The organism is Nitrosopumilus sp. S6 (assembly GCF_054515815.1).
The window spans coordinates 168799-182322 of sequence record NZ_JBTNRI010000002.1; the positions used below are offsets into that span (position 1 = coordinate 168799).

Annotated in this window: 19 protein-coding genes; 11 read left to right on the forward strand and 8 right to left on the reverse strand. The window is 33.7% G+C overall.

Annotation, left to right across the window (positions count from 1 at the left end; translation table 11 throughout):
• Positions 1-2: 2 nt before the first annotated feature.
• Positions 3-1466, reverse strand: a complete 1464-nt coding sequence (locus ACX12B_RS02365) for a cation:proton antiporter (protein ID WP_459352446.1) — start codon at positions 1464-1466, stop codon at positions 3-5.
• Positions 1467-1581: 115 nt separating this feature from the next.
• Between ACX12B_RS02365 and ACX12B_RS02370 the strand changes: the two genes are divergently transcribed.
• Both ACX12B_RS02370 and cysC read left to right on the forward strand, forming a co-directional pair.
• The gene (locus ACX12B_RS02370) at positions 1582-2124 is read left to right on the forward strand and encodes a hemerythrin domain-containing protein (protein ID WP_459352447.1); all 543 of its coding nucleotides are present in this window, start codon (positions 1582-1584) and stop codon (positions 2122-2124) included.
• 36 nt (positions 2125-2160) lie between these two features.
• The gene (gene cysC / locus ACX12B_RS02375; protein WP_428326107.1) at positions 2161-2676 is read left to right on the forward strand and encodes an adenylyl-sulfate kinase; all 516 of its coding nucleotides are present in this window, start codon (positions 2161-2163) and stop codon (positions 2674-2676) included.
• On the opposite strand, the gene ACX12B_RS02380 is transcribed toward cysC, so the two are convergent.
• The 5 genes from ACX12B_RS02380 to ACX12B_RS02400 all read right to left on the reverse strand — a co-directional run bounded on the left by ACX12B_RS02380 (position 2668) and on the right by ACX12B_RS02400 (position 5768).
• Positions 2668-3483 (reverse strand): 3'(2'),5'-bisphosphate nucleotidase CysQ family protein, encoded by an 816-nt coding sequence (locus ACX12B_RS02380; RefSeq protein ID WP_459352448.1) that lies wholly within the window; start codon positions 3481-3483, stop codon positions 2668-2670. The genes cysC and ACX12B_RS02380 overlap by 9 nt on opposite strands.
• Positions 3484-3492: 9 nt before the next feature.
• Positions 3493-3699 carry a hypothetical protein gene (locus ACX12B_RS02385; RefSeq protein ID WP_459352449.1) on the reverse strand — a complete coding sequence of 69 codons (207 nt, stop codon included), beginning with the start codon at positions 3697-3699 and terminating at the stop codon, positions 3493-3495.
• Positions 3700-3740: 41 nt separating this feature from the next.
• Positions 3741-4484, reverse strand: a complete 744-nt coding sequence (locus ACX12B_RS02390) for an SDR family NAD(P)-dependent oxidoreductase (protein WP_459352450.1) — start codon at positions 4482-4484, stop codon at positions 3741-3743.
• Positions 4485-4750: 266 nt separating this feature from the next.
• Positions 4751-5179 carry a hypothetical protein gene (locus ACX12B_RS02395; RefSeq protein ID WP_459352451.1) on the reverse strand — a complete coding sequence of 143 codons (429 nt, stop codon included), beginning with the start codon at positions 5177-5179 and terminating at the stop codon, positions 4751-4753.
• Positions 5180-5216: 37 nt separating this feature from the next.
• Positions 5217-5768 carry a hypothetical protein gene (locus ACX12B_RS02400; RefSeq protein ID WP_459352452.1) on the reverse strand — a complete coding sequence of 184 codons (552 nt, stop codon included), beginning with the start codon at positions 5766-5768 and terminating at the stop codon, positions 5217-5219.
• A gap of 124 nt (positions 5769-5892) precedes the next feature.
• Here ACX12B_RS02400 and ACX12B_RS02405 point away from each other — a divergent pair, with 124 nt between their 5' ends.
• Positions 5893-6540, forward strand: a complete 648-nt coding sequence (locus ACX12B_RS02405; protein ID WP_459352453.1) for a Snf7 family protein — start codon at positions 5893-5895, stop codon at positions 6538-6540.
• A 102-nt stretch (positions 6541-6642) separates the two neighbouring features.
• Positions 6643-8364, forward strand: coding sequence for a fibronectin type III domain-containing protein (locus ACX12B_RS02410; RefSeq protein WP_459352454.1), 1722 nt, complete (start codon positions 6643-6645; stop codon positions 8362-8364).
• Between the two features lie 67 nt (positions 8365-8431).
• Here the strand turns inward: ACX12B_RS02410 and ACX12B_RS02415 are convergent, their stop codons facing one another.
• Entirely contained in the window at positions 8432-8902 is a 471-nt protein-coding gene (locus ACX12B_RS02415) for a transcriptional regulator (RefSeq protein WP_459352455.1), read from the reverse strand.
• 100 nt (positions 8903-9002) lie between these two features.
• Positions 9003-9644, reverse strand: a complete 642-nt coding sequence (locus ACX12B_RS02420) for a hypothetical protein (RefSeq protein WP_459352456.1) — start codon at positions 9642-9644, stop codon at positions 9003-9005.
• A gap of 306 nt (positions 9645-9950) precedes the next feature.
• Between ACX12B_RS02420 and ACX12B_RS02425 the strand changes: the two genes are divergently transcribed.
• The 7 genes from ACX12B_RS02425 (at position 9951) to ACX12B_RS02455 (ending at position 13522) form a co-directional block, all read left to right on the forward strand.
• Positions 9951-10238 carry a winged helix-turn-helix domain-containing protein gene (locus tag ACX12B_RS02425; protein ID WP_014964168.1) on the forward strand — a complete coding sequence of 96 codons (288 nt, stop codon included), beginning with the start codon at positions 9951-9953 and terminating at the stop codon, positions 10236-10238.
• A gap of 3 nt (positions 10239-10241) precedes the next feature.
• On the forward strand, positions 10242-11249 hold the full coding sequence (locus ACX12B_RS02430) for a helix-turn-helix transcriptional regulator (protein WP_459352457.1): 1008 nt from the start codon (positions 10242-10244) through the stop codon (positions 11247-11249).
• Positions 11246-11596, forward strand: coding sequence for a hypothetical protein (locus ACX12B_RS02435; RefSeq protein ID WP_459352458.1), 351 nt, complete (start codon positions 11246-11248; stop codon positions 11594-11596). Before ACX12B_RS02430 ends, ACX12B_RS02435 begins: the two co-directional genes overlap by 4 nt.
• A 60-nt stretch (positions 11597-11656) precedes the next feature.
• A complete protein-coding gene (locus ACX12B_RS02440) occupies positions 11657-11851 on the forward strand; it encodes a hypothetical protein (protein WP_012214423.1) in 195 nt (64 codons plus the stop codon).
• Positions 11852-11892: 41 nt separating this feature from the next.
• Positions 11893-12606 carry a 7-carboxy-7-deazaguanine synthase QueE gene (locus ACX12B_RS02445; protein WP_459352459.1) on the forward strand — a complete coding sequence of 238 codons (714 nt, stop codon included), beginning with the start codon at positions 11893-11895 and terminating at the stop codon, positions 12604-12606.
• 63 nt (positions 12607-12669) lie between these two features.
• Positions 12670-13227 carry a GTP cyclohydrolase I FolE gene (gene folE, locus ACX12B_RS02450; RefSeq protein ID WP_459352460.1) on the forward strand — a complete coding sequence of 186 codons (558 nt, stop codon included), beginning with the start codon at positions 12670-12672 and terminating at the stop codon, positions 13225-13227.
• 40 nt (positions 13228-13267) lie between these two features.
• On the forward strand, positions 13268-13522 hold the full coding sequence (locus ACX12B_RS02455) for a hypothetical protein (protein WP_459352461.1): 255 nt from the start codon (positions 13268-13270) through the stop codon (positions 13520-13522).
• The last annotated feature ends 2 nt before the right edge of the window (positions 13523-13524 follow it).

A 13524-nucleotide genomic window follows, 5' to 3' on the forward strand; every position in this document is an offset into this window, starting at 1 on the left:
TTTCACTCTTGAGAATTTACTTTTTTCACAAATCCACCTTCTTTTGACTCATCAACAATACCTTCAATATTTTCTGATTCATCTTTAGATGCATCATCAGAATCTTCGGGTGGTTTCACAAATCCACCCTCGGTTGATTCTGGAGGCGGAATATTTTTTGATCTTCCCATTCCAATTGTTGTAATAATTACTGATGATAAAATAATGAAGAAAATCATTTGCGGATAAGCTTCAGCATTTGGTAGACCCATAGTTATTGGGTATGTTGCAAGCACTGCAGCAGCTAACCCTCTAGGAATCATAGCGTTTGTAACAGCTTTATCTAATTTAGAGAATCTTTTTGTTAATGTTACTTTTGCAATAATTCCTCTTCCAAAGAAAACTGCAATTGTTATCAAAATTCCAAATATCATGTATTCTATTTGTCCAAAACTTGCCATTAATCCAACAAACACAAAGAAAAATGCTCTAACCAAAAATGTAAGTTGATTGTGAGTTGGATCATCCATCTCAATCTTTGGTAGTTTGAATCTAAGAATTCGTGCTAGATGATTTTTGTTTCCCAACATCAAACCAAACACTAATGCAGTCAAAGCACCTGATTCTCCAAATGAATTTGCCAAGAAGAATAGTACAAACAAAATTCCTAATGTGAGCATGTATGCATGTTGAGCATTTCCAAGCTTTGTTGATACATACATCCAAGGAACTCCTACACCAAATCCTAAAACTAAACCTACAACAACTGCCCTTCCAATAGTTTCTTGTAATATTTGTAAATCAAATGTTCCTGCAAGTACTGCTTCAAATAGAATGAATGCTACTATTGTAGCCAAAATATCGGTTAATGCTGATTCAAAACTTAGCATTGATTTTGTTTCTTCTGAAATTTTGACATTTCTTACCAATCCAAATACTATTGCAGAACTACTTCCTCCAACAATCGAACCTAACAATATACTCTCTAACCAAAGCCATCCTAATGCATAATGTGCACCCGCTGCAATCACTGCAACTGATAAAATAAAACCAAGAATAGCTAGTGTTGATGAAAAATGTGCAGTCTTTATCACATGTTTGATATCTAAATTCAATCCTCCATCAAACATGATAATTATCAATGCAAGTGCTGCAAAATACGGCACCACTTGAATTACGGCCTCTGGTTGAATCAATCCAAGTACTGGACCTAAAATTACTCCTAGAATCATCAAAAAGGCAACATCAGGAATTCCAGTTCTTTTGAAAAACGCCTCGCCTGCAACTCCCAGAAAGATGACTACTCCTGCAGCAAGTAAAATTACATGAGCAGGTGCAATAAAACCATCCTGAGATGATAATGTTCCAATTGAATTTTGTACCTCTGTAAATTTTTCAAAAATTAAACTAGAATCAAAATTAGCTAATGGTGTTTCACTAATCTGACCTGTTATCAAATTTAAAATAGATAATACTATTGGATTCATTTCTGATTGTATCTCAAAATCTTTGGATAAAAATTAAACTAGATTTGGTTGATTATTTTAGGCACAATTGTAATTTTAGATACACATTAAATCAACCAAGATGTAATTTCCTTACTTGAGTGGTACTAAGACATTACGTGAAGATCATAAACAAATACGAAGATTAGAAAAAGTTATCATAAAATGCTACACAGAACTTTATGCAGGTAAAGATATTCCTTTTTCTGATATTGATAAAATTACATTAATTATTGAAGAATTTTTAGATTCTATTCACTATTCTAGAGAAGAAGATTCCTATTTTCCATGTGTTGCAACATATGATCACCTAAAACAAGAGATTAGAGGCTTGTTAATTGAGCATGAGTTTTCTCGGAGAATTGCATTACAAATTAAAAAACATCTTAAAAGATGGAAAGAAGGTGAAGATGCAAGAGAACCTGTTGCCCGATATCTCAAGACATATTCTGTGTATCTTATGGATCATATGAACAAAGAAGAAGATTTCTTTGATAAAGCAGAAGCTGAAGTTTTGTCAAAAGAAGAAGAGATTGACATGTATGAGCAATTTAGATCGGTTATGACAATTTCAAAAAAAATGGAAGATATGATTAAAGAGATTGAATATTTAGAAAACCAATCTTGGGTTCAAAATTAACGTAAGCTCTTTATGGGCAATTTAGAAATTTTTTACATGAAACCTTTTGTTCTTTGGATGACTGGTCTTCCATGTTCAGGAAAGACTACCATCGTAAAAGACTTACAAAAAGATATTCCAAATTTGGCAATGCTTGATGGAGATGAACTAAGAGAATGGTTTTCTCCAAAAGATTTCTCAAAAGCAGGACGTGATGAACATAACAAAAAAGTTGCACACTTGGCAAAACTATTGTTAAAACATGGTGTTCCAAGTGCAGTATCTCTAGTTTCACCATATCTTGAGAATAGAGAAAATGCTAGAACTATTGTTGATGCAGGTGATCAGTTTGCAGAATGCTATGTCAAATGTTCACTAGAAGAATGTGAGAAAAGAGATGTCAAAGGCATGTATGCCAAAGCAAGAAAAGGAGAAATCAAAGGATTTACAGGAATTGACGATCCTTATGAAGCTCCTGAAAAAGCAGATCTCATAGTTGATACAGAAAACGAATCACTTGATGATAGTGCAAACAAAGTTAAGGAATTTCTTAAATCAAGAAACCTACTCTAATTTTTTAAATTCATCAACTATTGTTTGATGAATAATCCCATTTGTTACTAGAATTCCATTTCTGTGATGAACTTCTTTGTTGTTATATGAAATCTCGTTTCCTAACATATCGGTTATTTTTCCTCCAGCCTCAGAAATTACACAATGTGATGCTGCCGAATCCCATTCTTTCATTTTGTCTGTAGTTGTAATGTATGCTTCAGCTTCACCTGATGCAATTTTTCCAACTTTTAATGAACTCCCTATACTTGTAAAATCTTCAATTCCCAATTTTTTGATAAACTCCTTTTCCTTGTCTGATAGGTGATGTCTTGATCCAACTGTTCTGCATTTTGAAAGTTCATTAGTTGTTGTTACTGTGATTTTTTTCCATTCTCCATTTGAATATCTAAATGCACCCTCTCCTTCTTGTGCAACAAATAATGTTTTTTCAGTTGGCCAACCTATCACACCAAGAATTGGCTTTTTGCTTTTTACAAGTGCTATCATAACGGTAAACTCACCTGTCTTATCAATAAAATCAGAAGTACCATCTAATGGATCAACTATCCAGATTGTCTCCTCTGATAACCTACTTTGATCATCATTGTCTTCTTCAGATAAAATTTTGTACTCTGTTTGAGACAAAATTTTTTTGATTATTTCATTACTTTTTAGATCAGCTTCCGTAATTGGAGAATCATCTTTTTTGGTAAATTCTTCAAATTCTCCTTTATAGATCTCTAAAATTACGTTTCCAGCTTCTTGTGCTGCTTTGATAGCAATGTCTAACTCAGGAAGCTTGCCTGAAATTGGTATGTCTTTCAAATTATATTCCTAAGTTGTTAGTTCTGGTTTTAATGTCCATACTACTCCAAGTGCAACAAATGGAATAGAAATAATACCAATAATTCCAAGAATTGTGAAAAATTGGGATTCTGAAACTAGTGGATTATTTATAATCCAAGGAAGTGGTAACGATACAATTATCCAAATAATTCCTAATAATATAATCAATTTTGCTTTTGCTTTTCTATCTTTCATCGTAATTCACTCTTTTTGGGTGCTATTAAATTCATGTGAATTTATTTTGTAGATTCTCCTCCATCTACTGCTAAAATTGCTCCTGTAGTCCATGATGCATCGTCTGAGGCAAAATAGAGTACAGCTTTTGCTACTTCTTCAGGTTTTCCCATTCTGCCTAATGGATGTTCAGCATCCATAAAGTCTCTATCTTTTTGAGTTTTTACAAATGGTTTTGTCATATCAGTATCTACTACTCCAGGACAAATACAATTGACTCTGATCTTATCTTTGGAATATTCAAGTGCCCAACATTTTGTCAGTACAATTAATGCTGCCTTTGTTGCAGAGTATGCATCAGCATTAAATCCCTGGTAAGCTTTTAGTCCGGCATCTGATGAAATGTTAATTATTGAACCAGATGTTTTTTGCAAATAAGGAATTACCTCTTTTGTAACTCTGAATTGCCCTGTAAGGTTTACATCTAAAACTTCATTCCATTCTTCTTCTTCAATTTCATGTAATTTTTTGATTCTTGGAAAAACTCCTGCATTGTTTACAAGAATATCTAATCTTCCAAATTTTTCAATAGTTTTTTTTACCGCATTTTTTACATCGACTGTTTTTCTAACATCAGCTACTATTGCAAATGAATTAGAAATTTTAGAAGCTGATTTTTCTAATAGATCTTGATCTTTTCCTGTGATTACTACACTGGCTCCATTTTCTGACAAAACTTTTGCAGTAGCAAATCCAATTCCTCTACTTCCACCAGTGACTAGGGCAACTTTACCTGATAAACTCAATAGCTTTTACATGGAAATTCGTAATTTATAGATCGATTTTTAAGAAATAGGTATAAAATATTTCAATGATTAAAAAATTATTTGTAATTTATTATATTAACTGTTAAATACTTGAAGTTCCTATAATAAATAATGCCGAAGGATATAATTCCTATCGACTAAAATCGCGTAACCCCGCAGAACGATAAAGGCAATCAAGCGCTTAGGTCGTTTGATAATGAGAGGGAATCTCTCAAAGTTCTGCAATGAAGGGGATTACGCCTCTTTTAATTTTGTAAAATATCTACAGATACTGAACCCAATACATTTCCATTTGGGTTAATGCTAATTGATACTTGTTGGTTCTCTGAAACCATAAACTCTTTTTGGCCAAGATATTCCCATGTATAATATTGTGAAATTCCCGTTTCATGTGAAGTGCTTTCTAATTTGAAATCTTCTGAAAATTCAAAATTTTTTCCATTTAATGAAATTGATAAAATCTCAGGACTACTTCCATTTGGAACAAATCTAAAATAATATTCACCACTTTTAATCTCAAAAGTTTCAGTAAAAACTCCATTTTCATACAATTGTGGTTCTGCCAATGTAATATGAAAAATGACATTATCATTTTTCTCAGATGAATCTACAGACATTACAGCAAAAATTCCTATAATAACTATAACGGAAACGATAATAATTTTCTTATTCATAAAGATAATTTGAGAATTCCATTATAAAAATAAATTTCTAATTATCTCTAATTTTTTTTGTTAGCACTTTTAATTTTTCAAGCTGTTCTAAAATCCATGGGTCATTTATCAAATCCATAATTTCCTCCATTTTGAATATTTTTGGTGTCGTCATCCCTTCTTCAAAATCATATAATTTGATGATTCTATTTTTGACATTTTCATCTTCTATCTTTTTATTGTGTGCAAAATTATGTGCAAAATCATTTCTAATTTCTCTAATCTCATTTAGTTTTTGCTGAATCTTTATTCTTGTTTTCTCGTCAATTGCTTTTTGAAAGTCTTGATGGTTTTTCATTATTCTTGATATCCAGACTATCTTTGTTCCAAAAGATGCAGTTCTATCCTCATCAAATACTGTTTTTGCCCATAATGGAAAATCACTTTTGTCTCGCAAAAATAAATCTGAAATTATTACAGTAAGTGTTGAATCTAACACTGAAACATAGCTGAGAAAATTACCTCTAATTCGGTTTACTAAATTGACATATTCCTTATCTGTGAGCTCTTTGGAATTATCAGGTAAATCAAAACCAAATGACTCGCTCATGAGTTATGCCTAAGAAAATGGTAAATAGATTTTTGGATTGAATTCTGGTCTTGTTAGTGAAGTTACACATACTGTGAATCATTCTTTACACCTGAAATTAAGTACATTTTCTTAAACCCAAATCATGGCTAATTTGAGTAACAAGTGGACAAAACCACCTACTACTAGTATTGGTGAAAAACTTAGTGATACTGTAAAGCCAAAAGGTGCTCTAAAACCACGAGTTCAGGAAGGAGTCAAAAGATTACGATTACAGATTCAAAAATTAGATAAAATGTTATCTGGATTGCAAGAACGTGATGGACAACTATTTGCAAGAATTGTAGAGGCAACTCAGAAACATGACACTCAAACAAGCAAAGTTCTAGGAAATGAACTTGCAGAAATTAGAAAAGTTATCAAAATTATGAGCAGTGCAAGAATTGCTCTTGAACAAATAGAATTACGATTAACAACATTTAGTGATCTTGGAGATACTGTAGTGGCTATCATGCCAACAATGGGATTAATGAAGAATCTCAAATCATCACTAGGTAAAGTAATGCCTGGAGCAGAAGCTGAAATTGGCCAGATGGCTGAAATGCTAGGTGGATTTATGACTGAGAGTTTCTCGGGTGACGCAGCATTTGGAATGGATGAATCCACAAATGCTGAATCTGATGCAATACTCAAAGAAGCTGCTGCAGTAGCAGAGAGTTCTGCAGGACAAATGTTCCCATCAGTTCCATCTGAATCAACAGTATCTACAGAATCAACATCAAAATTTTACTAGAAATTAATTTTTGAAAAAACCTGTTTGATCTGTTATAATACTTACTATTGATCACATCCTTTTTCTTATATTCAATTTTACAATCTCGATCTCGAGAGAGGCATGAGAACACAAAACTCTATTTCAATTAATAAAAAAATAATTTTCATATTTGCATTTACAGTATTTGTAATTGGATTATCTTCAAATTCATTTGCATATGCTGAAGAAGAATCTGGATTAGATGCAGTAACAGACATTGAGTTTAGAACTGTAACTGATTTTCATACCTATCTGCCTGATACACATTTGAAATTTGACGTTAGTTGTAATGAGCGTGCAGGCGAATTTGCCATCGGATTTAACACATATTTGCAAAAAGCAAATGGCAATCCTGCTGATGTCCATGATGTAAAAGATTTTGTTTTCTTACAGAGAGGTTCATCTGAAACCGGTGCACTAATTGAGGCAGTAAATACTGGTTTAGATCGACTAAAACTAACTGCCGAAGTTACATGTGCCAAACTATTGCCTGAATCACTACCAACTGTACCTTATACTCCCATTGATTTTGAAGTTATAGCAGGAAATCAAAATGTAACTGCTTCTTGGGAAGAACCACGTTTTGATGGCAATTCCTTAATTACAAAATATGAAATATCTGCAATGCCAGATCCTAAGACTCATTTAGCTAATGATGTATTTGCAGAAACTAGAGATTTAGAATTTACATTTGATGGACTGGTAAATGGAATCACCTACAAACTACAAGTAAATGCAGTAAATGAGATTGGTTCAGGAATAAAATCTGAAATTCTTACTGCAACACCATTTGTAATAGTAACAACACCAACTACATCCACAATCACAACCCAGATTTCAGATGATAACAAAGTTACACTATGTCACAATGGAAAGACAACCTTGTTCATTCCAAAACAAGCTGCAGAAGCTCATTTGAAAAATCATGATGATTATTTAGGAAAATGTTCAAATTCTTATGGTTCATCAAACACAACTCCAGTAACATACACCCAACCAACTCCAGTTTCAACTGATAAAGTGGAGATATGTCACAATGAAAAGAACACTCTATCACTTCCAGCAAAAGCTGCAAGAAATCACCTGGAGAACCATGATGATGACTATCTAGGTCAGTGTACTGAAAATTCCACATCTCAATTAAATGCTGAAAAAGAGGCTGAGAGATTATCAAAACAAGAAGCTAAACGAATCCAATTAGAAGAACAAAAGGCTCAACGTGAGGCTGAGAAAGCTCAGAAAGAAGCAGATAGACTGGCAAAATTAGAAGCAAAGAGACTGCAACTTGAAGAAGAAAAAGCACAACGTGAGGCAGACAGACTTGCTAAACTAGAATTAAAGAAACAAGAACTTGAAGCTAAAAAACAACAGTTAGAAGAGAAACAAGCTAAGAAAGCAGCTGAAAGAGCAGAGAAAGAAACAGATAGACTAGCTGTACAGGAAGCAAAAAGAATCCAATTAGAGGCTGAAAAAGCACAACGTGAAGCAGATAGACTAGATAAACAAGAAGTAGATAAGACAGCAAAAGAAGCAGAGCGTTTGGCTTCCCAAGAAATTAAACGAATTCAACTAGAAGAGGAGAAAGCTCAAAGAGAAGCTGAAAAAGCAGCTCAGGAAGCTGAAAGGTTAGCAAAACAACAAGCTGAACAGCAACAAAGAGAAGCTGAAAAAGCAGCTCAGGAAGCTGAAAGGTTAGCAAAACAACAAGCTGAACAGCAACAAAGAGAAGCTGAAAAAGCTCAGAAAGAAGCAGATAGACTGTCTAAATTAGAATCAAAAGGTAATGGACCAAAATCAAAATAATTAGATAATCAAAACATGTTGTCAAATTATTCAGTTTAACCGTAGTTTCATCTAATTTGAATTAGATTTATTCTGCTGACTCGCGAGATTCTTTTATCTTTCTGACTCTGCTACCTTCATCATCAATAATTCTATCAACACCTGATAGTTTCTCTCGTAAATTATTGATTATAGAGCCTACCTCATCAGCTTCTGACTCTACTTGCTTTCTCTTTTCGGCAAGTTGTGAAATTCCTCTATTTTCTTCTTCGATATACTCATTGACCTTTTGTAATTTCTCTTTGAGATTCTTGATATCTACTGATTCTTCTTCAATATCTTTCTCAAGCATAGTTCGTTTATCTTTGAGATTCTTTATCATTAAACCGACATAATCAATTGCCTCTTCAAGCTGGGCACGTTTTCCCATTAATTCCCCAATTCCAATCTGACTTGGAGTATCTGAAATTGTGGATTCTGTAGTCTCTTCTACAGTATTTTCTTCAGGTCTTTCTTCTACCATTTCTCCGCCCTCTTCTTTCTTGAATTTATCAAACATTTTATGATTTACTTTTCAAAATGGGAATAAAAAGTTACTATGAATCCCAAAGCTGACAAGGTGAATGATTTTTACTCAAAAAAAGGAAAAATGTGGTGAATTATCTCACCGAAATTGAATTTTTGAACTCTTGGTTAGAATCAATTGATTTTTCAAAATTGGTAGCTCCAATCTGAAGAAATTTGACATTTTGACCCATCTCAGGATTTACTGCAGAATTAAAGAAAATTTCAAAAACATTCTCTTTTTCTGAAAACTTTCCAGAAAATACAACTTTGTAACTGAGATCCTCATCTGAGGCCGTTCCATGCATAGTTACATGGGAACCATTGGATTTTCCACTTAATTCTAGGTCAAACTCTTTTTCTCCAAGACTTAGGATTCCACTAGTTGAAATCTTCCACATGTCTTGCCCGACCTTTATTGCCTTTCCATCAAAGAGAGTAATTCCTGCATTGTAAGCCTTGTTATTCATTATGGCCCATCCTGATACCTTAGTAGACAACATTCTCTGCATGTCTTCCTTTGTTGTATCTGATGGCAAAGCATAACGTTGGACTTTGAGCTTTCCATCAACCATTTTTTCGGTTACGATTACTCCTAATCCCTCATCTTTGGAACTTCCTTTTGGCTCATACACTCCAATATCATCTGCAAACGAGTAGGTTACAGTGATTGGAGATGCAGCAAGCATCAAAAGAACAGCAATAACACCAATAGTTCTATTTTGGGGTTTTACCATGAATGGTATACCTCAAAATGATAGATTAGGAACGGATAGGAATTGTTCTGTTCTTTATATACGAAATTTCTGTAAAATATTCAAAATCAAGACGTTTTTCTTCAAATTTTCTAAAAGTTTGTTTTTTACATCAAAACTGGTATTTTTCAAACAAAAATTTACGCACAAATTTTCTAGGAATTTTCTCCCCCGCAACGATATTGCCAAAAATCCACCAATTTTTCAAGTCAAAATGGCGTTCCGCTATGCGTTCCGCTATGGTGTTTCAAAATGTTCCTCAATAACTAATTGATTGTATACTATACCATGTCAAAACAACAATACAGGTCCGAAATGGGCATCATGGGTGATATCCTAAACGTTACTGCTGATGGCGGTCGTGAAGGAATCATTGTATCTGCAATATCTCGCAAAGCCAACCTATCTCACTATGCAGTACTAGACAAATGTGAGAAACTGGTAGAAGCAGGCTTAGTCGAGTCTGTCAAAAATGACAGAAATAGAGTCTTTCAAATCACTGAAAAAGGACTTCAATTCTTCCAGGAATTCAAGAGATTTCAGGGACTCGTGGAGAGCATGAACCTAAGGTATTAGCCAATGAATCCTCAAATCGTACCAATTCATAGGACAGAGTCTCGAGAAGATGGAATGCTTTTTGTAAGGACTGATAGTATCATCGATACAATGGTTAATGCACCTCTTATCGTCGCAGGATTGCTAGTTGTAGCACTAACGATACCTTTGCAGACCTCATTTGCCACTACTCGAACTCTTGATCTAATCATCAATTCTGATGGTTCTACACACATCTCATCTCAAATTGATGTGGATTCTTCAAATTTTGAATTAAGCCTCTTTGGTACATCCATTGACAACTTTGTTGCAATTGGAGAAGATGGTATTACTCTATCTGGCAAAATCATTGAAGACAAGGCAATGATTCAAACAAGTGATTATTCTTCTATTACAGTTAACTATGATATTCATGATCTAATTTCTAAAGAAGGCAGAGTCTGGACGTTTTCATTTGATTCTCCTACTAACTACTCACTACTAATGCCAGAAAATTCTGTTATTGTGGGAATGGATATCTTACCTGAAAACATGGAACAATTGGATTCTCAAATTAAACTAGAAATCCCTCACGGTTCTGCAAAAATTGATTACATCTTTAGCACTCCAGTTGAAACTCCTACAACTACCTCTGGATTCTCATTTGATTTTGTTACTGTTGGTCTGATAGTCGGTCCAATTGCAGCTGCCGCAATTGCTTCTGTAATTGTAGCAAAAAAGAGACAATCAAGACCTCAATTGGAAACTGAAGTTATCAAAACTACTCCAAACCCTACGATTGATTCACTAAATCCTGATACAATTTTCAATCTCCGACCAGATATGAGAGAAGATGATAAAGAGATTGTTAGATTCATCTCTGAGAATGATGGCGAAGTCTTTGAAAGTGATTTAAGAAAGAAATTCCTTCAGCCAAGAACCACCATGTGGAGAGCAGTCAAAAGATTAGAAAGACTAGGCGTAGTTGAAATCTACAAAAAAGATCTTCTAAATATGGTCAAATTACGAAATGATTTGGAGGAAGAGAATTGAAGAGTTTAGCATTATTATCATTATTGGTTTTGGCAGTCGGTGTCATTTCTACAAACGAAGTATTTGCCGAACCATTAGATAATGTTAGAACCTCTGTCTCAAACTATGATGGTGATTCAGCAACTGTAAAGATTACCTGGAACAATGACAATTCAGCTAAAAACTACAAAGTTGGCTGTGTTAGCTGTACTCCAAATGTTGTAGAATTTACAACTGGTAATGGAATAACCATCCATAACGTTACACCATTCCCTAATGGCTCATACGCATTACTCTATGTGATCAGCTATGACTCCCAAAACAACATCATCACTGCAAAACAACTCATAGTCAATCTCAAACAATAATTTTCAAATTCCTAAAAAATTATCATAAACTTATTATACATTTTCCAAACAGAATTGAGCATGGCATCTAAAGCAATTACAGTTGGAGTGGGAATTCCAATGATTGTAGTTGGTGCATTGATGGCATGGTTATGGGCTCCTATGGAAGGAGATCTTCAAAATCAAGTAGAACTAATTGGAAGTACAATTGGAATCCTAGGCATAGTATTCTTTATCTCTGGATTATTCTACACAAAAGAACCAGTGATGCATTAGAAACTCACTGAATAAATAATGAAAAAAATTACCATTATTACTTGAAAGTCAGACTATTTGAGATATTTACATCAGTAGAAGGAGAAGGAATTCTTTATGGAACAAAGACACTTTTTGTAAGACTGGCAGGTTGCCCTTTTACTTGTTTTTACTGTGATACTAAAGAATCACTTCCTCTTGATTCTGGAACAGAATATTCTATTGAAGAGGCAAACCAACTAATTGATTCTAATCTCAAAAACCAAACATACAAAGTAAATTTCACAGGTGGTGATCCACTCATTCAACACCAAGCAGTTGCACTACTTGCAAAACACATTCAAGATAAAAAAATTCCAACATATCTAGAGTCATCTTGTTTTGATATTGATAGATTCAATCATGTTTTGCCATTTATTGACATTGTAAAAATTGAATTCAAAACAAAGGATTCTGATTTTGTTGACTCTCAACACTATGAGAAATTAATTGGTCATACCATGAAATGTTTGGAATCATCTGTTAATTCAAAAAAAACAACTTACATCAAAGTAGTTGTTAGCTCTAAAACAAAACCTAACGATTTTCAAGAATTAGTGAATCAAATTTTTAATATCGTATCAAAAGACAACATCGACGGATTCATTATTCAACCAACATATGGCGTTGCAGAACCTTCACTAGATTTATTGTTGAGTTTGTATGATCTTGTTTTTCCACACTATAATGAAGTGAAGGTTGTTCCTCAATTACACAAATTCATTGGTGCGCCATAGTTATCACCAGCCTAAAAATCAGATTACGTTCAAATACTAGAAAAATCGTCTCAAATCATCAAAATGGATGATGAACGTGTAAAGAAACTTGTCAGAGAGTTAATTATTGAAGTTGGTGAAGATCCTACCCGTGAAGGTCTTAGAGAAACTCCTGAAAGAATTGCAAATATGTACAAAGAAATCTTTTCTGGATATGATTCTGATTCAGAATTAGCTGTTCAATTCTCAGAAGATTCGGATGTAGTTGTAGCACGCGATATTCAATTTTATTCCATGTGTGAGCATCATATGCTTCCATTCTTTGGTAAAATCCACATTGCATATTCCCCAAATGGTAGAGTTTTTGGAATCTCAAAATTAGTCAGATTGGTAGAAAAATACTCAAAACGACTACAAATTCAAGAACGACTGACAAAGAACATTGCAGATGAACTATACTCTCAAGGTGTTAAAGGAGTTGTAGTTTTAGCTGATGCAGAGCATCTTTGTATGAAAATGCGTGGTGTTAGAAATGATGCAACACTTTCCTCATCAGCATTTAGAGGAATTTATGAAAATAAAGATGAAAAAGAGGGCATTATGACCTTAATTAGAAAACGTGCTTCTGATTCCTCCTTTTAATATCTGAAAAATTAAATAGCGATTCTATTTCAAAAAAATCATGGATGATGGAAGAAAAATTGCACATGTTCCAAAAGAATCATGGCCTAGTTTTACTTGGTACGCAATTGAATTTGCGATAGTTCTTGCAATCTGTATGTTAATTGCAAGAGAAGTTGTTGGAACCCTCACAGAACTTTCTCCTGAAATTCAAAACTATATTTGGTGGGGAATTACTGGGTTGATCTTCTTAGCATGGTATATTGGAATAAGAGGATTTATTCTAAAAAAGAAAATTCTAAAAAACAGATATTAGAA

Bases quoted from the DNA above. Each gene is read 5' to 3' on its own strand.
- ACX12B_RS02365 (WP_459352446.1), bottom strand. From the start codon at position 1,466: ATGAATCCAATAGTATTATCTATTTTAAATTTGATAACAGGTCAGATT.
- cysC (WP_428326107.1), top strand. From the start codon at position 2,161: ATGAAACCTTTTGTTCTTTGGATGACTGGTCTTCCATGTTCAGGAAAG.
- ACX12B_RS02385 (WP_459352449.1), bottom strand. From the start codon at position 3,699: ATGAAAGATAGAAAAGCAAAAGCAAAATTGATTATATTATTAGGAATT.
- ACX12B_RS02395 (WP_459352451.1), bottom strand. From the start codon at position 5,179: ATGAATAAGAAAATTATTATCGTTTCCGTTATAGTTATTATAGGAATT.
- ACX12B_RS02400 (WP_459352452.1), bottom strand. From the start codon at position 5,768: ATGAGCGAGTCATTTGGTTTTGATTTACCTGATAATTCCAAAGAGCTC.
- ACX12B_RS02405 (WP_459352453.1), top strand. From the start codon at position 5,893: ATGGCTAATTTGAGTAACAAGTGGACAAAACCACCTACTACTAGTATT.
- ACX12B_RS02410 (WP_459352454.1), top strand. From the start codon at position 6,643: ATGAGAACACAAAACTCTATTTCAATTAATAAAAAAATAATTTTCATA.
- ACX12B_RS02415 (WP_459352455.1), bottom strand. From the start codon at position 8,902: ATGTTTGATAAATTCAAGAAAGAAGAGGGCGGAGAAATGGTAGAAGAA.
- ACX12B_RS02420 (WP_459352456.1), bottom strand. From the start codon at position 9,644: ATGGTAAAACCCCAAAATAGAACTATTGGTGTTATTGCTGTTCTTTTG.
- ACX12B_RS02425 (WP_014964168.1), top strand. From the start codon at position 9,951: ATGTCAAAACAACAATACAGGTCCGAAATGGGCATCATGGGTGATATC.
- ACX12B_RS02430 (WP_459352457.1), top strand. From the start codon at position 10,242: ATGAATCCTCAAATCGTACCAATTCATAGGACAGAGTCTCGAGAAGAT.
- ACX12B_RS02440 (WP_012214423.1), top strand. From the start codon at position 11,657: ATGGCATCTAAAGCAATTACAGTTGGAGTGGGAATTCCAATGATTGTA.
- folE (WP_459352460.1), top strand. From the start codon at position 12,670: ATGGATGATGAACGTGTAAAGAAACTTGTCAGAGAGTTAATTATTGAA.
- ACX12B_RS02455 (WP_459352461.1), top strand. From the start codon at position 13,268: ATGGATGATGGAAGAAAAATTGCACATGTTCCAAAAGAATCATGGCCT.